Origin of the sequence: uncultured Acetatifactor sp. (assembly GCF_948601915.1) — a bacterium.
Lineage (GTDB): Bacteria > Bacillota > Clostridia > Lachnospirales > Lachnospiraceae > Acetatifactor.
This window is the reverse complement of record NZ_CAPDXS010000019.1, coordinates 1-19541: the sequence shown is the minus strand read 5'-3', so window position 1 is coordinate 19541 and position 19541 is coordinate 1. Positions and strand designations below refer to the sequence as shown.

At 57.4% G+C, this 19541-nt stretch carries 16 protein-coding genes and 1 pseudogene (1 of these 17 running past the window's edge); 12 read left to right on the top strand and 5 right to left on the bottom strand.

All coding sequences use genetic code 11. From position 1 onward, the window contains the following. Both Q2B33_RS04935 and Q2B33_RS04930 read left to right on the top strand, forming a co-directional pair. Nucleotides 1–185: pseudogene (locus Q2B33_RS04935) on the top strand (MmcQ/YjbR family DNA-binding protein); it begins 208 nt to the left of the window's first position. Next, complete coding sequence (locus Q2B33_RS04930; protein WP_300564773.1) at nt 182–346, top strand: hypothetical protein; 165 nt, start codon at nt 182–184, stop codon at nt 344–346. Before Q2B33_RS04935 ends, Q2B33_RS04930 begins: the two are co-directional and overlap by 4 nt. A gap of 189 nt (nt 347–535) precedes the next feature. Here Q2B33_RS04930 and xrtK read toward each other — a convergent pair whose 3' ends face one another. Both xrtK and Q2B33_RS04920 read right to left on the bottom strand, forming a co-directional pair. Continuing rightward, nucleotides 536–1636 carry an exosortase K gene (gene xrtK / locus Q2B33_RS04925; protein WP_300783890.1) on the bottom strand — a complete coding sequence of 367 codons (1101 nt, stop codon included), beginning with the start codon at nt 1634–1636 and terminating at the stop codon, nt 536–538. A gap of 3 nt (nt 1637–1639) precedes the next feature. Beyond that, nucleotides 1640–3871, bottom strand: coding sequence for a VIT domain-containing protein (locus Q2B33_RS04920; RefSeq protein WP_300564777.1), 2232 nt, complete (start codon nt 3869–3871; stop codon nt 1640–1642). Between the two features lie 198 nt (nt 3872–4069). On the opposite strand from Q2B33_RS04920, the gene Q2B33_RS04915 reads away from it, so the two are divergent. The 6 genes from Q2B33_RS04915 (at nt 4070) to Q2B33_RS04890 (ending at nt 12742) form a co-directional block, all read left to right on the top strand. Next, nucleotides 4070–7069 (top strand): HAD-IC family P-type ATPase, encoded by a 3000-nt coding sequence (locus Q2B33_RS04915; protein WP_300564779.1) that lies wholly within the window; start codon nt 4070–4072, stop codon nt 7067–7069. Between the two features lie 288 nt (nt 7070–7357). Beyond that, the gene (locus tag Q2B33_RS04910) at nt 7358–8377 is read left to right on the top strand and encodes a zinc-dependent alcohol dehydrogenase family protein (protein WP_300564781.1); all 1020 of its coding nucleotides are present in this window, start codon (nt 7358–7360) and stop codon (nt 8375–8377) included. Between the two features lie 231 nt (nt 8378–8608). Beyond that, on the top strand, nt 8609–9667 hold the full coding sequence (locus Q2B33_RS04905) for an AAA family ATPase (RefSeq protein WP_300564783.1): 1059 nt from the start codon (nt 8609–8611) through the stop codon (nt 9665–9667). Beyond that, complete coding sequence (locus tag Q2B33_RS04900; protein ID WP_300564785.1) at nt 9664–11451, top strand: VWA-like domain-containing protein; 1788 nt, start codon at nt 9664–9666, stop codon at nt 11449–11451. The genes Q2B33_RS04905 and Q2B33_RS04900 overlap by 4 nt, the downstream gene beginning before the upstream one ends. 44 nt (nt 11452–11495) lie before the next feature. Then, a complete protein-coding gene (locus Q2B33_RS04895) occupies nt 11496–11963 on the top strand; it encodes a GyrI-like domain-containing protein (protein ID WP_300564787.1) in 468 nt (155 codons plus the stop codon). Between the two features lie 17 nt (nt 11964–11980). Continuing rightward, entirely contained in the window at nt 11981–12742 is a 762-nt protein-coding gene (locus Q2B33_RS04890; protein WP_300564789.1) for an MBL fold metallo-hydrolase, read from the top strand. Nucleotides 12743–12755: 13 nt separating this feature from the next. Here the strand turns inward: Q2B33_RS04890 and Q2B33_RS04885 are convergent, their stop codons facing one another. Genes Q2B33_RS04885 through Q2B33_RS04875 form a run of 3 tightly spaced genes read right to left on the bottom strand, consistent with a single transcriptional unit; the run spans nt 12756 to nt 13994 of the window. After that, entirely contained in the window at nt 12756–13070 is a 315-nt protein-coding gene (locus Q2B33_RS04885) for a hypothetical protein (protein WP_289765739.1), read from the bottom strand. Next, nucleotides 13067–13534, bottom strand: a complete 468-nt coding sequence (locus Q2B33_RS04880; protein ID WP_300564792.1) for a DUF3021 family protein — start codon at nt 13532–13534, stop codon at nt 13067–13069. Before Q2B33_RS04880 ends, Q2B33_RS04885 begins: the two co-directional genes overlap by 4 nt. A 10-nt stretch (nt 13535–13544) precedes the next feature. After that, nucleotides 13545–13994, bottom strand: a complete 450-nt coding sequence (locus Q2B33_RS04875; protein ID WP_251205195.1) for a LytTR family DNA-binding domain-containing protein — start codon at nt 13992–13994, stop codon at nt 13545–13547. 754 nt (nt 13995–14748) lie between these two features. Here Q2B33_RS04875 and Q2B33_RS04870 point away from each other — a divergent pair. The 4 genes from Q2B33_RS04870 (at nt 14749) to spoVAD (ending at nt 19366) form a co-directional block, all read left to right on the top strand. Then, a complete protein-coding gene (locus Q2B33_RS04870; RefSeq protein ID WP_300564796.1) occupies nt 14749–15417 on the top strand; it encodes a hypothetical protein in 669 nt (222 codons plus the stop codon). A 600-nt stretch (nt 15418–16017) separates the two neighbouring features. Next, nucleotides 16018–16596 carry a helix-turn-helix domain-containing protein gene (locus Q2B33_RS04865; RefSeq protein WP_300564800.1) on the top strand — a complete coding sequence of 193 codons (579 nt, stop codon included), beginning with the start codon at nt 16018–16020 and terminating at the stop codon, nt 16594–16596. A gap of 314 nt (nt 16597–16910) precedes the next feature. Then, nucleotides 16911–18008, top strand: a complete 1098-nt coding sequence (gene trpS / locus Q2B33_RS04860) for a tryptophan--tRNA ligase (RefSeq protein ID WP_300564802.1) — start codon at nt 16911–16913, stop codon at nt 18006–18008. Nucleotides 18009–18337: 329 nt separating this feature from the next. Continuing rightward, nucleotides 18338–19366, top strand: a complete 1029-nt coding sequence (spoVAD, locus tag Q2B33_RS04855) for a stage V sporulation protein AD (RefSeq protein WP_300564804.1) — start codon at nt 18338–18340, stop codon at nt 19364–19366. Nucleotides 19367–19541 lie beyond the last annotated feature (175 nt).

The following is a 19541-nucleotide window of genomic DNA, read 5'->3' as shown; positions in this document are numbered from 1 at the left end:
TTGACGATATGGTGTTCAAGGATGCGCTGATGCAGGACAGGGGCATCTTCCCCGCCTACCATATGAACAAGGAGCACTGGATCACGGTGCTTCTGGACGGCACGGTGGAGGAAGCCAAAGTCTGCGGACTGATCGACTTAAGCTTCGAGGCCACGGCATCAAAGAAAAAGAAGACGAAGACGTGATGCGGATTAGGCTCCTGCGCAGGTACGATGCCGATGCGTTCCCCTTCGGGCGGCTGAAGGAGGAGTACGGGATCTGCGCGCTGCGGGGGGCCAGAGGGGTGCCGGGCAGATTAAGCCATGTGCTGCAGCCGCACTGCAAATTTAACCAGTGTGCAGTATAAGATATTTGAAAATCAGGAAAAGACTGGATAAGACGGTTGAAAGAGAATAGAATATCTGGTAGAATCAATATCACAAAACAGGTAAGGAGGGAGACATTGGAAGCGGACGGCTATGACAGAATCGTGTTGAATGCGAATGAATTGATTCGTATCAATACCAGGATAACAAAGGGGTAAAGGGCAGAGGAATCATCCTCTGCCCTGAATTTTTCTGCGTACCAGAACCCCTAGCCCATAGAGGAGCAGCACGGTGCCGCAGCACAGCGCCACCAGCAGGGCGAATTCCGCAAACTGCCCATTGCCCCGGCGGCTTGCCCTGTTCAGGAAGGGGATGCCCAGCACGATGAAAAAATACCAGAACAGGGGGGCCAGGCATTTGCCCAGGACCGGCGTAGAGGGCCTGTCTTTGCCTGCGCCGGGGAACCTATCGAAAAGGAGGCCCGCCAGCCGGTGGATTGTCAGCAGCGAAGCGAAGTAGACTACGGCACCAATCATGGTGTGGAGCCTGTCCGGAGTCAGCCAGCTGACGGACACGCCAGACCGTCTGAAAAAATACGGCAGATAGATTGCCGCCACGATCCGCAGGCCGTTTACGAAGATGGTGAACCCGTAGGACAGCAGGAGGCTTATGGCAATCCAGGCCAGGCCGGGCAGTATCCGGAGAATTGCCCGGGGACGCTGGCTGTCTGGGGCGGGCGCTGCGGCTGCGGCGTTTCTTCCGGAAGCAGCGGCCCTGGCGCCGGAAGGGCCGGTGGTGCCAGGGCTTCCGGCAGATTCAGGGGGGCTGCCATCGCCCCCGGGATTTTCTGACAGGGGGGCCTCCGGATGGCGGCTTTCCGCAAGACGGAGGCCTGGCCAAGGGAGTTCCGTCCAGGGACGGAGCTCTGTCAGGCGATGGCATCGCATCCAACGCCAGAGTCCCGTCAGGTGGCGGAATCCCATCCAAGGTAGGCGTCCCAGCCGGAGCCCCGCCAGGTGACGGCCTCCCACCCATAGGTGGGAGAAGGAAAAAATCAGCATTGCCGCAGTGATGATCATGAACTGCACGCCGGAGCAGGAGGGCGCGATGAGATAGCGCAACCCATGGTTGACATAGCCCATGCCCGGCTCGTAAGTAAACGGGATGCCGCTCAGGGCTTCCACCCAGCGGGCGGTGGGGCCCAGAATCCACCGCAGGCTGTCACAGTCCGCCCTGCTGTAGAGATGCTTCATGCCCAAAATAAGGAGGACGCCCATGATATAAATAAACAGGTTCTGTCTGAGGAAATGAAGTTTTCCGCGAATATCCATCTGCTATACCTCTGTCTGTCGATTCAATAGCCTGGCCGTCTGTCTGCGCTTCCTGAACTGCCGCCGCGCGCCACAAAACGACACCACTGTCAGAATCACTCCCAGCAGAATCCCCCCGGGCTCCGAGTAAGCGGTATATCCGCCGCCCACGGCCAGGTTGGACACCTGGAGGGGCAGAGGGTTGGCCTGGTTCACGTCCTCGGCCTCCCCCTCCGGATTCCGGATTTCCTCCACCACGGCCACAAATGACGTATATGGCGTGGTCATGTTGTAATCCAGCCCCAGCTTTGTGATCTCATCCTTCACGGAATCATCATTGCGGATGCTGCCGTATCCCGCCAGCTGATCCAGCTTCGTGCGGGCCCAGAGATAGCGGATGGACTCGTCCTCCGTATCCACGGTCGCGTCGGCCACGGGGATCTCCTGCACGTAATCCTCCCCGCCGGCCTTCCCCGAGACAGTGATGGTGCCCGTGGGCTCCCCGCGCCATTTGCCGAAAAGGATCAGGGGCTTTTGGGCATACAGGATGGAGGGCGTGGAGGTGGCCACGTCATAGACGTCGAAACCTTCATAATCCACCGTGATTCCGGTCATCAGGGGAGCCTCGATGTAGGAGGCGAACCGCTGGGCGGATTCCGCTGCGTCCTCGGAATCGGTGACCAGGAAGGACTCGCCCATGCCGCACTGGGCGATGCCCTTGATCAGGTAGTCGTTGACGGAGCAGCCGATGCCGAAGGAGAAGAAGCTGGCGGCGTCCATGTTCCTGTTGATCAGGTCATAGATTTCGTCCTCGTTGGAGATATAGCCGTCGGTGATGATGACCACGCTCCGGGCCACGTCCTCCTTCATGGGCACTGAGACGGCTGTCTGGAGCGCCGGAAGCATGGAGGTCCCGCCGCCGCCCTCCTGCTCGTCGATCAGGTCTATGGCCGCCTGGACATTTCCGGAATTGGCCGCCAGGGATTTGGTGGAGAGCAGATAGGTGTCGTCCGAAAACAGGACCAGGTTGAAACGGTCGGTGTCCCGCAGGCCTGTCACCAGATTCCGTATCAGGTCTTTGGCGGTGTCCAGGGGATAGCCGTACATGGAGCCGGACACGTCCAGGACGAAGATGTACTCCCTGGGCGGGATATCATCGGGGACATACCGCTCCGGCGGCTGGACGGTGAGGAAGAAATATTTCTCGGAATCCGTCTCGGTGAGCACCAGGCCGCTCTCCACGGATTCGCCGGTGAGCCTGTATTTCAGGATGAAGTCCCGGTTTCCGGCATAGTCTTCGGGATTCGCCAGGGTGATGCGGGCCTGGGAGGCCTCCTCCTGCTCCACCCTTATCTCATGGGACTTGCAGCTCACATCGGCGATGGGGACGCCGGTGGAGAGATTGACCGTGATGTGGTACTCGCTGTCCGGCAGGACGCCCTGGGGGAGATAGGGGCTGGATGCCCAGTTGTCGGCGGCATCTCCATTTATGACATTATTGTCGTTAATTTCGTCATTTATGACATTATTGCCAGCGACAGATATGTCATTTTTGCCCTTCTCCCCTGCGGAAGTGTCAGCGGGGTCTCCCTGGAAAGCGCCGTCCTCACCGGATGACTCCTCTGTCATGTCCTTATCGGGCACGGCAGCGTCCGCCACAGGGCTGTCCGCATCTTCCGGCGTGACATAGCGGGGCCCCACCACCGTGGGGAAGACGAACTCGCAGACACCCTCCCTGGTGACCACCAGCTCCGTGTAGTGCAGCTCGATGCGGGCCGTGTCCCCGGGCATGACATTGGCCACGTCCATGGTGAAGACATTGGGCCTGCGCTGCTCCAAGAGGGACGCGCTCTTTCCCTCCTCTTTTGCCTCCTCGTACTCCTCCTTTGCCTCCTCCTTCTCCTTGATCGTGGCAGTGACCCTGTGGCTGCCGATCTCCATGGTCATGCCGTGGACGGTGGCCGTGCTGGAGGTGGGGAATACGTACTGGGCGTTTATGGGCTTGTCGCCTTCGTTCACATAGGTCTGCACCACATAGGTCTCGGCGATGACGCCGTTAATATTTGTGGTCACCTCCGTGGACTTTAGGGGGAAATAGTCCGTGGAGACATCGGCCCCTTCGCTCTGGATGACGAAATAGGGGGCCAGGAGCTTTTCCTCATCCTCCTCCTCGCCGGCATGGACCGGGAAAGGGCATGCCGTGAGCAGGAGCAGCGCGGACAACAGTGAGATTAGACTCTTGCTTCTTTTTTTCATCGTGATGTACCTCCGTTTCTGCCTCCAGAATAGGACGGCAATGCACATAAGGTGCATCAGATTTTCAACATTTTTGCATCATTTCGCCCTTTTGAAAAAATGATGCAGAAAAGATGCAGAAATGTCGGAAAAATGATGACATCAAATCCGGACATACTTTACCCTCCGGGGACATAGACTTTGAAAAGGAAACAAGCTATGGGAGGGAAAGGCGTGTTTGAACAGTGGGGCATTGATGAGACGGCGGAGGAACTGAAGAGCGATCTGCATATGGGATTGAAGACGGAGGAGGCGGCCAGACGGCTGGAACGGGATGGGCGCAATGAAATGCGGGCCCCCAGAAAGAAGACAATCATAGAGTCGTTTCTGGAGCAGTTGAACGACCCGCTGATTTATGTGCTGATCGTGGCGGCAGTGGTGTCCGTGCTGCTGAGGGAAGTCAGCGATGCCGTGATTATCGGCGTGGTGGTGGCGCTGAACGCCGCGGTGGGGGTGCTTCAGGAGGGCAAGGCCAGGAAGGCCCTGGAGTCCTTAAAGAAGCTCACCAGCCCAAAGGCTTTCGTCATCCGGGAGGGCAGGCGCATGGAGATTCCCGCGGCGGAGCTGGTGCGGGGCGACCTGGTCTGGCTGGAGGCCGGCTGCCAGGTGCCGGCGGACCTGCGGCTGACCCAGTCTGCGAATCTGAAGATAGAGGAATCCGCCCTGACAGGAGAGTCTCTTCCTATAGAGAAAGACGCGGGATTCATGGGGATTATGGGAAAAGACATTTCCCAGGGAAAAGACATTTCCCAGGGAAAAGACATCTCCCAGGGAAAAGACATCTCCCGTGGAAAAAACATTTCCTATGGAAAAGGGGCGCTCCATGAAAGCGATGGATTCCAGGGAGAGCGCATCCCCCTGGGGGACAGGCGCAACATGGCCTACATGTCCACCATCGTCACCTACGGCAGGGGGCAGGGCCTGGTGACGGCCACGGGCATGGACACGGAGCTGGGGCAGATCGCCACCATGATTACCGAGAGCAGGGAGGAGATGACCCCGCTCCAGAAGCGTCTGGGGGAGCTGGGAAAAGTGCTGAGCCTGTTATCCCTGCTGCTCTGCGCCGCCCTTTTTGCCATTGCCGTGCTCCAAAAGCGCAATGTGCCGGAAATGCTGATCACAGCCATCTCCCTGGCGGTGGCGGCGGTGCCCGAGGGGCTGCCTGCCGTGGTGACCATCTGCCTGGCTCTCAGCGTCACCCGCATGGTGAAGGTGAACACCATCGTGCGCCGCCTCCCCTCCGTGGAGACCTTGGGGGCCGTCAGCGTGGTCTGCTCGGACAAGACGGGAACCCTGACCCAGAACCGGATGACCGTGGAGAAATGCTGGCTGGAGGGCCGGATGCACAGGGCGGGGGAATGCAGCCCGGCGCTCTGCCCGGATTTCTATTACGGGATGGTGCTGTGCAACGATGCTGCAGCGGGGAAGGGAGACCGTACAGGGGATCCCACGGAGCTGGCGCTGCTGGATCTGGCCGCGGGCTTTGGGATGGAAAAGGAGGAGCTGGAGCGCAGGATGCCCCGGCTGGGGGAGCTCTCCTTCGACTCTGACCGGAAAATGATGACTACGCTGCATAGCAAGCATGATACAACGGAAAATCGTCAATTCGGAGACGGATACGGTCATGGAGAAGGAGGGGGAAAAGACAGGGGCAGGATTCCCGGAAGCTTCCGGAGCATGGAAGAAGGCCCGTGGCGGCAGGGGAGGGCGGCCGGAGAGCTGCGGGCGGCAGAATTCGCCTCTGCCGGAACCCGGCCGGGCGGCTGGAGCTTTGGCAGCGGCGGCAAAACCACTGTCTCCTACACCAAGGGCGCGCCGGACGAGGTGCTGAAGCGGTGCACCAGAATCCACACCCCGGAGGGCGTGGCCAGGCTCTCGGAAAGGTATCGCAGGCAGATTCTGGCCGCGGTGGAGGAGATGTCCGGGGAGGCGCTGCGCACCCTAGCGGTGGCCATGCAGACGGAGAGCCCCAGGGCCGTGGAGGAGGATCTGACGTTCTTAGGGCTGGTGGGCATGAAGGACCCTGCCAGGCCGGAGGCCGCCAGGGCGGTGGCCGACTTCCGGGAGGCGGGGGTGAAGACCGTTATGATTACAGGAGACCATGTGGACACGGCGTTCGCCATCGGCAGACAGCTGGGCATCGCCAAGCGCCCTGAACAGTGCATGACGGGGGAGGCCCTGGGGCATCTGTCGGAGGAGGAACTGACAGACCGAATCGAAGACATAAGAATCTTCGCCCGCGTGTCCCCTGCCCAGAAAGTGCGCATCGTGGACGGATTTCGCCGGAGAGGGGAAATCGTGGCCATGACCGGCGACGGCGTGAACGACGCTCCTTCCCTGAAAAGGGCGGACATCGGCATCGCCATGGGAAAGAATGGGACGGACGTGGCCAGGCAGGCCTCGGACATGATACTGACGGATGACAATTTCGCCACCATCCGCCGTGCCATCGAGGAGGGGAGAGGGGTCTACGAGAACATCCGCAAGTCGGTGATTTTCCTGCTGTCCTCCAACCTGGGGGAGATTGTCACCATGTTCTTCGCGGTGATATGCGGCATGGCCTCCCCCCTGAAGTCCAGCCACATCCTCTGGATCAACCTGATCACCGACTCCCTGCCGGCGCTGGCCCTGGGAATCGATAAAAACGATGGGAAAAGCCTGATGAAACAGCAGCCCAGAAAGGCGGGCGAGAGCCTGTTCGCCAGGGGAGGCCTTCTGTGCACCTGTTTTTACGGCCTGTTGATTGCCACGGTGAGCCTGACAGCCTTTCTGATGCTCCCCTGGGCGCTGCTTCGGACGAACGGCCTGGCCGTGACTTTGGAGAACCTGACCCAGATTCTGCAGAACGGCTCCGTGCTGTCCAAGGCCCAGACCTACGCCTTCACGGTGCTGGGCATGTCCCAGCTCTTCCACGCGGTGGGCATGCGGGACACCCAGCGCTCGGTATTCCGGATGAACCATCTGGAGAACAGGCTCATGATTCTGGCCTGCGCCGCCGGGTTCCTGCTGCAGTTCGCCGTGACGGAGATTCCCTTCCTGATTCAGGCCTTCGGCACCTCGCCCCTGTCGGGGAAAGAATGGATGCGGCTGAGCATCCTGGCGGCGGCTCCGCTGTTCGCCCATGAGGTGATTGCGCTGACCTTCCGGAAGAGGAAGTGACAGGACCCGGCTGCATGATGCCGGCCATATGCGTTTGACCAGTGCAGTACGGTAAATACTGGCGTTATGTAGTATAGGCGGCAAGTTCCGGAAATAACTGACAGGGCAGGGGATATATGGGAAGGAGGGGTATTGAAAGAAGCGGCGTATGGGTTTACAATAGAAGTCAAATACTGTCATAGGATCTAAGGCAGCGGAAGCTTATTGCGGAATGCACCCTGAGGGATGAGCCGCAAGGATAAGCATCGGCGGAAGAGGGGACCGGAGAAAGGAAGGGGCGGATAGAAGATGAAGAGCGCGGTATTTTACGGAAAACATGACATAAGGATTCAGGAGCACGAGATGCCGGCCGTTGGGCCAAAGGACGTGCTGATCCGGGTGAAAGCCTGCGGCGTCTGCGGCACGGACGTGCACATCTATGAGGGGGACAAGGGCGCGGCGGAGGTCGCTCCGCCCACCATACTGGGGCATGAGTTCTCCGGCATCGTGGAGGAAGTCGGCGAAGCGGTCACGGATTATCGGCCTGGCGACAGAGTCTGCGTGGATCCGAACTGTTATTGCGGAGCCTGTACGCCCTGTAGGAACGGCGCGGCCCATTACTGTGAGCATATGATTGGATATGGAACGACTGTGAATGGCGGATTTGCGGAATACTGCGCCGTGAACGTCAGACAGGTATACCGGCTGGGGGAGAGGACTTCCTTTGAACAGGGTGCCATGGCGGAGCCGGTGGCATGTTGTCTCCACGGGATTGATATGTGCAGGATTCAGCCGGGTTCCCAGGCGGTGGTCATCGGTGGCGGCATGATAGGCCTGCTGATGCTGCAGCTGGCGAAACTGGAGGGCGCGGCAAAGGTGGCGCTGCTGGAGCCGGTGGAGGAGAAGCGTCTCGTGGCGGCGAAGCTGGGAGCGGATGTATGCATCGATCCCTTACAAGAGGATGTGAAAGAACAGCTGCATAAGGCCGGTTTCACCTGGGTGAACACGGTCATCGAATGCGTGGGCCGTCCCGCCACCATCGAACAGGCCATCGACATCGCCGGGAACAAGGCGGTGGTGATGATGTTCGGCCTGACGAAGCCGGACGAGACCATTGCGGTGAAGCCCTTTGAGATATTCAAAAAGGAGCTGGAACTGAAAGCGTCCTATATCAACCCTTATACGCAGAAGCGGGCGCTGGATTTGATCGACACAGGCCGTCTGGACGTGAGCAGCATGGTTTACGGGACGTATGGGCTGGAAAAGCTGGAGGAGATTCTGAGAGATGCCCAGGCCCGGGCGAAAGGGAAGTATATCATATGCCCGTAAGGCATGTTTTTTTACCTGGCGGACATCCATAGGGGCCCGGCAGCAAAGCCTTCCGGTGAGCTATTTCTGGCTCATGGAGGCATTCCGCTATCAGAGCCCCTCTGTGGTGGTGCTGGATACGGAGCCGCTGAACTCCTCCGAGGCGGCGGTAAGGCTGGCGATGGATTCCATGAGATGGTCCTTGCCAGCCTGTATGTACAAGATAAGAAGACAAAGGAGTAATCATATTTCATGAACCTGACCATAACCGTAAACCATAAACAATTGCTGGACGTCCTGCTGAACGTAGGGCTGATCCGCCCGGTGTTCATCTGGGGCGCGCCGGGCATCGGCAAGTCCGCCATCGTCCAGGACTTCGCGGACAGCCTGGGGCTGCCCTGTGTCTCCCTTTTGGGCAGCCAGCTGGCCCCGGAGGACATCATCGGCGTCCCTCAGATCAGGGACGGATACAGCGTCTTTTGCCCGCCCCGGACCATCGCCAGACAGGAGCCCTACGTCCTCTTCCTGGACGAGCTGAACGCCTGCACCTCGGAGGTGCAGAAAGCATTCTATTCCCTCATCCATGAGCGGCGGATCGGGGAATACTGCCTGCCGGAGGGCTCCATCGTGGTGGGCGCGGGCAACCGGGCCCAGGACAACGCCATCACCCGGCCCATGTCCTCCGCCCTGGTGAACCGGATGTTCCATGTGGAGCTCACCGCCAGCCCCAGGCTCTGGCTGGAATGGGCCGCCGCAAACGGCATCCATCCCTACATCTACGACTACATCACCAGCCGCCCGGACCATCTGTGGGCAAAACCCCCCAAGAGCGAGGAGCCCTTCTCCACGCCCCGCTCCTGGCACATGCTCAGCGATGCCGTCCACAGCTACGGCCCGGACATCGGGGAGGAAGCCCTGCGGATTCTGGCCACCGGGTGCCTGAGCCCCCACCATGCCGTCCAGTTCCTGGCCTACATCCGCCAGATCCGCAGCCAGTACGCCCTGGACAAAATCCTATCCGGCGCTCAGCCCTGGCCGGAGAAAGCGGAAGAGCGGGATGTGCTCTACTTCCTGGCCCAGTCCCTCCGCGCCCGCCTGGTGAAAGAGCTGCCGGCGGAGCGGGCGAAGCTGAGCAGCGACAGCCAGACCCTGGTCCTCCAGGCCAAGGACCGGATCACCGAGCTGGCAAATATCAGTCTGGAAATCGCCCGGATGGCGGTGACCCCGGAAGACGGAAAGGAGCTGCCGGACTGGTTCGTGGTGGAGCTGTTCCGAGACCTCCCCCGGCTGGCGGACAAGCGGAACGGATGAGCGGGAAACAGAAAAAGGGACAACAGAAGACCAATCCGGCTCAGGAGGCCTTTGGGGCCGGATGCGCCATGGTGAGGCAAAATCCGGTGCTGGGGCCGTTGCGGGAGCGGGCGACCGTCCACTTTGACGACAGCTATCCCTGTGCCAGGGAGGACTGGGCCTGGGTCACCTCTGACGGCCACATCTATGCCAACAGCCACCGCCGGGCGACACCGGGGGAGTGGGCTTATGTGGTGGCCCACTGTCTGCTGCATTTAGGGCTGGGCCATATCAGAGAAGACCGGGAGAAGGATGCCCTCTGGAATGCCGCCTGCGACTGTGTGACGGCCCGGTATCTGGCTGACCTCCGCATCGGAACGGTCCCCGGGGAACTGGACTTTCCTCTGCCGTCAGGGGCCAGGGAGGAGGAAAAGCTGTATGACTGGCTGAAAGAGCACAGTGACCCGGCCTATCTGCATTTCTCCACCATGAGCGGCGGACGGGCGGACATGTCCTGGCGGGGGACGGCCCGGAGCTGGTGGAGAGGCCCCACGGACTGGCGGCAGATTTTTGCGGACAGCCTGCGGGAGGCGCTGCGGGCCGCCGTGGACTATGCCGGAGGTGTCCGGGCAGAGCCGGGGGAGCGCCGGATAAGCAGCCCCGTCCAGCGGGCACAGGAATGGTTCCTGTCTAGCTATCCTCTTTTGGGGGGCATAGCCTCCGGCTTCCGGCTGGTGGAAGACGCGCTTGTAGCACAGCGGATGGACATTTCCATTGCCGCGATTTCCATTCAGATGCGGGAGATTTATGTCAATCCCAATGCTCACCTGACCGAGCAGGAGTGGAGGTTCGTGCTGGCTCATGAATACCTTCACGCCGCTCTGTGCCATGAGCGGCGGCTGGGCAAGCGGGATCCGGAACTGTGGAACACAGCTTGCGATTATGTAATCAACCAGTGGCTGCGGGACATGGAGGTGGGCTCCATGCCGGAGGGGCTGCTCTACGACCCGGAGCTTGCGGGGCTGTCGGCGGAGAGCGTCTATGACATTCTGGCCGTCAACCTGCGCAAATACAGGCGCATGGCCTGCCACGACATTGTCTTCGGCCCGCCCGGCTGGGAGGAGACAAAAGATTTCGTGGATCTGGATGAATGGTGCCGCTCGGCCATCCAGCGGGGGCTGGACTTCCATCAGACCCATGAGCGGGGCTACCTTCCCGCCGGGCTGGTGGAGGAGATCCGTGCCCTGTCCCAGCCGCCCATCCCCTGGGACGTGGAACTGGCCAGGTGGTTCGACGAGCGGTTCGAGCCTCTGGAAAAGCGGCGCACCTATGCCAGGCTCAGCAGAAGACAGTCTGCCACGCCGGACATCCCCCGGCCCTCTTACCGGTATGAGGAGGCGGCCCGGGAGGGGCGGACTTTCGGCGTGCTGCTGGACACTTCCGGCTCCATGGACCGTGCCCTGCTGGCCGCGGCTCTGGGGGCCATCGCCAGCTACAGCGCCGCCCGGGACGTGAACCGGGTGCGGGTGGTGTTCTGCGACGCGTCCCCCTACGACCAGGGGTACATGGAGGCGTCGGACATCGCCGGCAGCGTCCGGGTGCGGGGGCGGGGCGGCACGGTGCTCCAGCCGGGGGTGGAGCTGCTGGAGCAGGCCGGGGATTTCCCGAAGGAGGCCCCGCTGCTGATCATCACCGACTGCGAGTGCGACAGGCTGAACCTTTTTGGACGGGATCACGCGTTTCTGGTGCCCCGGGGAAGGAGCCTTCCTTTTCCGGCCAAAGGGCCGATATTTTATTTGGAATAGAAAAGCTTTTTTGATGCGCAAAAGAAAGAAGAGGAGATGATTAGATGGAATTCAAAAGATGCGTGAAGGAATCCTTTTCCGTGATAGGAAAGGAAGGCTCTACAAATGATGGGGAAGGCTTTATCCAGAGACTCTGGGAGGATGCCAACGGCCATTTCCAGGAGGTGCAGCACCTGGCCCAAAAGGACGGGGACGGCAATCTGGCGGGGATATGGGGCGCCATGTCCGATTTTTCCCATTCTTTCCGGCCATGGGAGAATGGGTTTACGGAAGGCCTGTATCTGGCGGGCGTGGAGGCCGCGGACGGCGCGGAAGCCCCGGCGGGCTGGGTGAAGTGGACGATTCCGGCTTACGAATACCTGTATGTGAAAGCCTCGGAAGACGATGTTTTCCGGAAAGTGCTGGACTATATGGCCGAACAGGGCCTGGAACTGGCAGGGGCCGTCCATGATTTCAACTGTCCGGCGGAGAATGGACAGGGCTATATGTTCTTTCCCATTAAGAAACGGTAGGAGAAAAGAGGAGAAAGATGAAGAAATGGTTTACGATTGATACGATTGACGAAGATACCTATTGCATCAGCGAATACCGCCACTGGGAGGAGACCCATTGCTATCTCCTGAACGGATCCGAGGGCAGCCTGCTGATTGATACAGGGCTGGGAATCTGCGACATCCATGAGGAAGTGGAAAAGCTGACGGACAGGCCGGTCACGGCTGTGGCCACCCATATCCACTGGGACCACATCGGCGGGCATAAATATTTTCCGGAGTTCTGCGCCCATGAGGAGGAGCTGGACTGGCTGTCCGGCGGCTTCCCGCTCTCCATGGAGACGATTCGGGGCATGGTCATTGACCGGTGTGATTTGCCGGAAGGCTATGATGTCAGCGGCTATGAGCTGTTTCAGGGAAAGCCAACGCGGGTTCTGCGGGACGGGGATGTAATCGACATAGGCGGCCGGAGGATAGAAGTCTGCCACACGCCGGGGCATTCGCCGGGGCACATGTGTTTCTGGGAAAAGGAGCGGGGGTATCTCTTTACCGGGGATCTGGTTTACAAGGACACGCTGTTCGCCTATTACCCGTCCACAGACCCGGAGGCGTACCTTGCCTCCCTGGAAAGGATAGCCGCTCTGTCTGCCCGGAAGGTGTTCCCAGCGCATCATTCTCTGAATATCCGGCCGGAAATCATCTTTCGGATGCGGGACGGGTTCCGGGAGCTGAAAGAAGCCGGGAAGCTGCACCATGGGAGCGGCACTTTCGACTATGGGGACTGGGCGGTCTGGCTGTGACGGGGAAGGGTTATCAGCAGAACAGTACCGGCGGCAATCCGTTCTCCGGCATCAAAAAAGCGAACCATGTGAACGCTGCCAGGCACAAAGTAATCATCATGAGCGTAATCTTGCCCAGGAAAGAGACCTTGTGCCTGGGCAGAAACAGGAGGATGTTGAGCACCAACGATACGGCGCAGATAGCCACATCGAGGATGAAGTTGACCCAAAGTATGGTGCGGTTCCCGCTGCCCAGAGTTCCCAGGATGAAAAAGGCGGCAGCAAAGATGCCATAATTTGCCCACAGCCAGATAACGATTTTTTTGCTGTCAGATGATAGTCTGTTCATTGCAGTTCCTCCTTGTCCGCCTGGATGGCGTTCCTTATTTTTACAATATCATTCCGTAAGTTTATCCAGCCGATGAGATACAGCAGTGCCGATATGGATCCAAGGAAAATCAGATAGCTGAATATTCCGACGAACAGATGTTCATACCAGCGCCCCAAAAATGAGACCGGCCCAAGCCCGGCGGTCAGAGCGCACAGATACCCCGCAGCCTGTCTCCACAAGGCCAGATTCGTACTGTTCCCGATAGCATACGCAGCCCCGCACATCCCTCCCAGCCAGAGAAAGGCCAGAATCTGCAGAATCCCGGCAGTCATTCCATTTCCGTAATCAGCCGCCAGCGCAGGCAGCACAAAACAGAATTCGCCCGTGTTCAGGCGCAAGGATAGCAGGATGGAAAAGAGCAGAAAGGCAAAGCTTCCCCAAAGCATCCCGTTTACGCCGCATTTTAAGATTGTTTTCTTCATTCACATCACCTCATATCCCCAATGATTTTTTGATTTTTGGAATATATCTTCTTGACACATAAGTGTACACATCCTCCCTGAAACGGATACAGATTCTCCCGGTAACGCTCAGGTCGATATCCTGAATCTTCCTGACATGGATGATTTCGGAGTTGGATATCCGCAGAAAGCGCTGCCTGTCAAGCAGTTCCTCCAGTTCGTACAGCCTGTGGCGGAGCAGATATTCTGCTTTGGCCGTCTGGACATACACCTTTTGGTTCGCGGCATATATCCGCAGTATGTCCGCCACATCAATCAGGTACGCCTTGTCGCCGATATAGCCGGTGAGCGAAGCAGTAGGTTTTTTATCAAAATCCTCTATGACGTCCACAAGACGGCAAAGGAACCGGCTCCTTTTTTCCGCTGTAATCAGAACCTGCGTATCTTTCACCTCCGGGTCGATTTTCACTGTAACATTCAAGTCCTCACCTCCTAAGCTTTCTGTGATGATTATATCTGATTCCTGGCGGGAAATCCATATTTTGGCCGTAGGTGGCGGCAGATTCGAGATGGACGGTAAAAGGGTACTGTCAAGAATTACAACCAATAGTTGCAAAAAGAACCCATAGGGTAACCAGTATTCCACGACCCCTTGACAAACTGCTCTGCGGCTATCCTGCCAATTTTCTCCCGTTCTCTTTTCCATCTTTTCTCCCTATTCTCTTTTCTTTCTGTTTCGGTTATAATAGCAAGTCTCTGGAGGGCTACTTGGACGCGACAAGCCGGATTTATATTTTATTTATGGTCTCCAGCAAAGCTTTTATTTTTTATCGGCTGTTTTTCCACCTCCAGGAACCTGTCATTTCCGCGGACGAAATCATATTCTTGGCGCTCCAGCTCCTTCCCGCCGGAGGGCAAAAAGGAGCAGATAGGAAAATCAGGCCGATATCGGTCTGAAATGCCGATATTGCCGATTTGCGTGCTGATTTGGACAGGACACTTTTACAGAACTGTCCGGCAGTGGTATAATAAGCCGTAGGGGGCAGGGCATAGAGTTTTATCAGGGAGCGTCGGATTCTGTGAGCGTCGGATTCTGTTATGGAACGGTTAATGTGAGGGACAAATATGGGTGTATTAGAAACTGTTACATTCCGGCGTTGCGGAGTTTTGCAGAACAAATCAGACATATGGATTCAGATAGTACAATTTATGTATGTACGTATGGCTATGAAATCATGAACAGGAAAGGGGAAAAATCAACATACGCAGACACTCTCTGGATTGACACTGTTCTCCCTGTTTCTAAAATAGAGGAACTGATTCAAGAAAGCGGTGTTGCTGAACCTGCCAGTCACATAGCACAGCAAGTCATGCCGTTTATCCGGTTTTTTGGCAACGAAGAAAAAAGGATTGAATTTACACAGAAATGGATTGGGGACGCAGTAAAGAAGCTTCTGCAAAAAGACGACATCTACGAAAGCGATATGGAGAGAATCAAGTATATGCGTATCGGCGACTGTGACTTTGGCGGCATTTACACGATTGAAATGAGCACGGCAGCGCCGCAGGAACCTTTCTGTACCATAGACGGCGGGGACGAGTGGGATCCGGACGGCGGAGCTCATGTGACTGGCAGATTCATCCGGCTTTACATAGACTATGCGAAGAGAGAGTCCTGTGATATAGATTCGTATACAGGGGAGTGTTTTTTTCAGCTTCCGCCATATGATATTTGGAAGGAATTTGTAGAGGAATACGAGGAAGCGATACAGGAAGAAGAGGATGAAGAGGATGAAGATGCAGAGGATTGGGAAAGCCCTGTGAAGAAATGGGAATCTTTCGAGAAAACCATCCTTAGTGAGGAAGAGCCGCACGCACGGTTCTGTAAGGGTATCGTGAGGTGACTGTCTGCGTCGATACCGATATAGAAGATCTCGAGATAGATTATATCGAAGTCGAGTTGGTCACTGGCAAGACCGTGACGGTGGACTGGGATGAAAGTGACATCACACGGGAAGACGATGGTTTTGAGGCCCGCTATAAGGGGGGCTTTTGATGAGGAATATGCGAACGGGAAGCTGTCCAGTCTCCATGGGATGCAGATTGAATATATGAGTCTCGATACGGAATCCGACAGCGATTCGGATATTGTCATAACGGATATGACTTTTGAGGATGAAGGAGAACGGTATACCCGGAGCATCTTCTTCCTGTCCTTAATCTGCTGCAGGGCAGAACTGACAGATTTGTCATCTGGCCATAAAATGCCCCGAATCTGCCATTGATGTTTCCTGTGTCAAACCCCTTTGACGCCTGTTTTCAGGCCAATGTCAAAGGCTTTTGGTGGAACTTGCACCTGTCTGATGGTACACTCGGGGCAGGTCAGGGATACAAGTCACCGTTGCAAGGCGGCGCAGGTCAGGGAACGCATGTAAGGGCATGTTCCGGACGCAGCCCGCAGACCGGCAGGCATCAGGGAAATAAAAGGAAAGGAGAGAGGAAAATTGGAAGTCGGAGCGCAGATCAGGAAGTATCGCAGCAATATGGGAATCTCACAGGAGCAGCTGGCCGAAAAGGTGTACGTCAGCAGGCAGACTGTCTCTAACTGGGAAACGAATAAGAATTACCCGGATATCCACAGCCTGTTGCTGTTAAGCACACTGTTCGACATATCCCTTGACCAATTGATAAAAGGAGATGTTGAACGCATGAGAAAAGAAATCAAGGAAACGGAAATCAGGAGGCTGAACCGCTATGGAAACATCTATGCGGCGCTCCTGGCATTGACAGTGCTCTCGGCGGTGCCCCTTGCCGCGTGGATGGGCTGGTACGCGCTCATTCCATGGGCAGCGCTGGCTGGGGTCACAATGTATTTTGCGGTGAAGGTGGAGAAAGTCAAAAAGGACAATGACATCCATACCTACAAAGAAATCGTCGCGTTTACGGAAGGACGGCGGCTGGACGAGATGGAGACCCAGCAGGAGCTTGGAAAACGTCACTACCAAACGGTGCTGTACGCGCTTGGAAGCGCGGCAATCGGTTTCATAGTGAGCTTTTTTCTGGCAAAACTCTTTCTGGCATGAACGGCCCCGGAAGGCTGTAAGAAGACCGAAAGAAGGCCCAAAAAGACGGAAAGAAAGGCGAAAAGAAGTTCAAAAATAAGATTGCCTATCCGCAAATCCATGATATAATAATCAAAGAGCGATTCTATTATCAAAGTGCTATAATGGGTGTTGGCCAGGGATGGTGCCAAGTCCTCTGTCATTGCCAGGAAGGGGTGCAATGTCCAGGAACGGTCATAGCGGCCAGGAGAGGTCACGATGTCCGGAAACGGTCACATCGGCCACCGTGGCCATTCCCCGGGCCGCAGACATCCCGTATAAAGGAGACAATTATCATGGAAAACAAAGCATGCGACAAAATCATCCTCACAGGCGACCGCCCCACGGGCAGGCTGCACATAGGCCACTATATCGGATCCCTGCTCAGGCGGGTGGAGCTGCAGAATTCCGGCGAGTACAAGAAGACCTTCATCATGATCGCGGACGCCCAGGCCCTCACGGACAATATCGAGAACCCGGAGAAGGTGCGCCAGAACATCATCGAGGTGGCGCTGGACTATATCGCCTGCGGCCTTGACCCGGAGAAGTCCACTTTGCTCATCCAGTCCCAAATCTCGGAGCTGTGCGAGCTGACATTCTACTACATGGACTTAGTCACAGTGGCCAGGCTCCAGCGCAACCCCACCGTGAAGAGCGAGATCCAGATGCGGAATTTCGAGTCCAGCATCCCGGTGGGCTTCTTCACCTATCCCATCAGCCAGGCGGCTGACATCACCGCCTTCAAGGCCACCACGGTTCCCGTGGGGGACGACCAGCTGCCCATGATCGAGCAGACCAGGGAGATCGTGCACAAGTTCAACACGGTGTACGCCCCGGTGCTGGTGGAGCCGGAGGCCCTCCTGCAGGAGAACGAGGCCAGGCGCAGGCTCCCGGGCACGGACGGCAAGGCCAAGATGAGCAAGTCCCTGGGCAACTGCATCTACCTGGCGGACACGGCGGATGAAGTGCGCACGAAAATCATGAGCATGTTCACAGATCCGCTGCACCTGCAGGTCAGCGACCCTGGCCATCTGGAGGGCAATACAGTGTTCACCTACCTGGACGCCTTCTGCAGGCAGGAGCATTTCGGCAGATACCTGCCCGACTACGCGAACCTGGACGAGCTGAAGGCCCACTACCAGAGGGGCGGCCTGGGGGACGTGAAGGTGAAGAAATTCCTGAACAACATCATGCAGGAGACCCTGGAGCCCATCCGGAACCGCAGGAAGGAGTGGGAGAAGGACATCCCCGCCATCTATGACATCCTGAAGAAGGGCACCGACCAGGCCAGGGAGGTGGCGGCAAGAACTCTGTCCGAGGTCAAGAGCGCCATGCGCATCAATTATTTTGAAGACGCGGAACTGATCCGCGCCCAGGCCGAGAAATACGAGTGAGCGGGACAGTGAGAAGGAGAGGGATTCCCGTATGAAATAATTCTGTGGGCGTGCTGCGGCAGCTGAAAGGGGACATAGCCGCTTTCAGCTCCAGAGGGCAGACGCCCCGGGATTTGAGAGAGGCCCGGGAATCCCTTTTCCGGGCTGTCTTGTTGGACGGCCTTACGATGCTGGAGACAACGCATACAATTCAAAGAATAGATTTACCTCCTTTGGAAACAATAAAATTCAGTTAAAACCGTATCTGGAACGGGAGACAGTCCAGCTAAGAAATAGCTGATTTACAACAGTGTCTGCTCCATCCAGAACTAAAACCAGGAGGAAAATCTATGAATCAGAAATTGGGCAGAGCCAGCGTCCGGCTGGAGAGGCCAGTATATATCTTAAACAGCGCCAGCGTAGTGGGCACCAAGGAGGGGCAGGGCCCCCTGGGCCTGCTGTTCGACAAGGTAGGCCGGGACGACATGTTCGGCTGCAAGACCTGGGAGGAGGCGGAGAGCGCCCTCCAGAAAGAGGCTGTGGGACTGGCTCTGGAAAAGGCGGGTCTGCGGCCGGAAGACATTTCCTATATCTTTGCGGGTGACTTGCTGGGTCAATCCATGGCCACTTCTTTCGGCATCTCTTCCTATCAGATTCCCCTGCTGGGCGTGTACGGCGCCTGCTCTACCTGCGGAGAGTCGCTGGCTCTGGGGGCCATGAGCATCGCCAGCGGGTTTGCCGACAAGGTTGCCTGCGTCACCTCCAGCCATTTCGCCAGCGCGGAGAAGGAATTCCGCTTCCCCCTGGACTATGGCAGTCAACGGCCCCTCTCCGCCACCTGGACTGTCACAGGCAGCGGGGCCTTTGTGCTGACGGATGAACCGGAGGGAGGAGGGCGGAAAGCCAGAGCCCGGATCAGCGCCATGACCGTGGGGAAAGTGGTGGATTACGGCCTGAAGGACTCCATGAACATGGGGGCATGCATGGCTCCGGCAGCGGCTTCCACCCTGGAACAGCACTTCACTGACTTTGCCGGTCAACCGGAAGAATACGACAAAATCATCACCGGCGACCTGGGAAAGGTGGGCCAGCGGGTTCTGATCGACCTGCTCCGTAAGAAGGGGATAGACATATCCGACCAGCATATGGACTGCGGCCTTGAGATATATGACGCGGCCTCCCAGGACACCCATGCCGGGGGAAGCGGCTGCGGCTGCAGCGCCGTGACGCTGTCCGCCTATATCCTGAAGCAGCTGGAGGAGGGCAACTGGAAAAAGGTGCTCTTCATGCCCACTGGCGCATTGCTGAGCAAGACCAGCTTCAACGAGGGCATGAGCGTGCCAGGAATCGCCCACGGCATTGTAGTCGAGATGGCATAAACGGAAAACGAGATATAGAACAGCTTATTTTCGTAAAGACGGGCAGTGGGCGCGGCCGAAAACCGGCATCTCCTGCCCGACTTCGCGTTTTGTCTGTTGACAAGGAATAGGCGAAACTATATCCCGTTTTAAACACTTGAATAGTTTACAAAAGCCGATATCCCGCATAAACACT

Bases quoted from the DNA above. Each gene is read 5' to 3' on its own strand.
- xrtK (WP_300783890.1), bottom strand. From the start codon at position 1,636: ATGGATATTCGCGGAAAACTTCATTTCCTCAGACAGAACCTGTTTATT.
- Q2B33_RS04920 (WP_300564777.1), bottom strand. From the start codon at position 3,871: ATGAAAAAAAGAAGCAAGAGTCTAATCTCACTGTTGTCCGCGCTGCTC.
- Q2B33_RS04915 (WP_300564779.1), top strand. From the start codon at position 4,070: ATGGGAGGGAAAGGCGTGTTTGAACAGTGGGGCATTGATGAGACGGCG.
- Q2B33_RS04910 (WP_300564781.1), top strand. From the start codon at position 7,358: ATGAAGAGCGCGGTATTTTACGGAAAACATGACATAAGGATTCAGGAG.
- Q2B33_RS04905 (WP_300564783.1), top strand. From the start codon at position 8,609: ATGAACCTGACCATAACCGTAAACCATAAACAATTGCTGGACGTCCTG.
- Q2B33_RS04900 (WP_300564785.1), top strand. From the start codon at position 9,664: ATGAGCGGGAAACAGAAAAAGGGACAACAGAAGACCAATCCGGCTCAG.
- Q2B33_RS04895 (WP_300564787.1), top strand. From the start codon at position 11,496: ATGGAATTCAAAAGATGCGTGAAGGAATCCTTTTCCGTGATAGGAAAG.
- Q2B33_RS04890 (WP_300564789.1), top strand. From the start codon at position 11,981: ATGAAGAAATGGTTTACGATTGATACGATTGACGAAGATACCTATTGC.
- Q2B33_RS04885 (WP_289765739.1), bottom strand. From the start codon at position 13,070: ATGAACAGACTATCATCTGACAGCAAAAAAATCGTTATCTGGCTGTGG.
- Q2B33_RS04880 (WP_300564792.1), bottom strand. From the start codon at position 13,534: ATGAAGAAAACAATCTTAAAATGCGGCGTAAACGGGATGCTTTGGGGA.
- Q2B33_RS04870 (WP_300564796.1), top strand. From the start codon at position 14,749: ATGAACAGGAAAGGGGAAAAATCAACATACGCAGACACTCTCTGGATT.
- trpS (WP_300564802.1), top strand. From the start codon at position 16,911: ATGGAAAACAAAGCATGCGACAAAATCATCCTCACAGGCGACCGCCCC.
- spoVAD (WP_300564804.1), top strand. From the start codon at position 18,338: ATGAATCAGAAATTGGGCAGAGCCAGCGTCCGGCTGGAGAGGCCAGTA.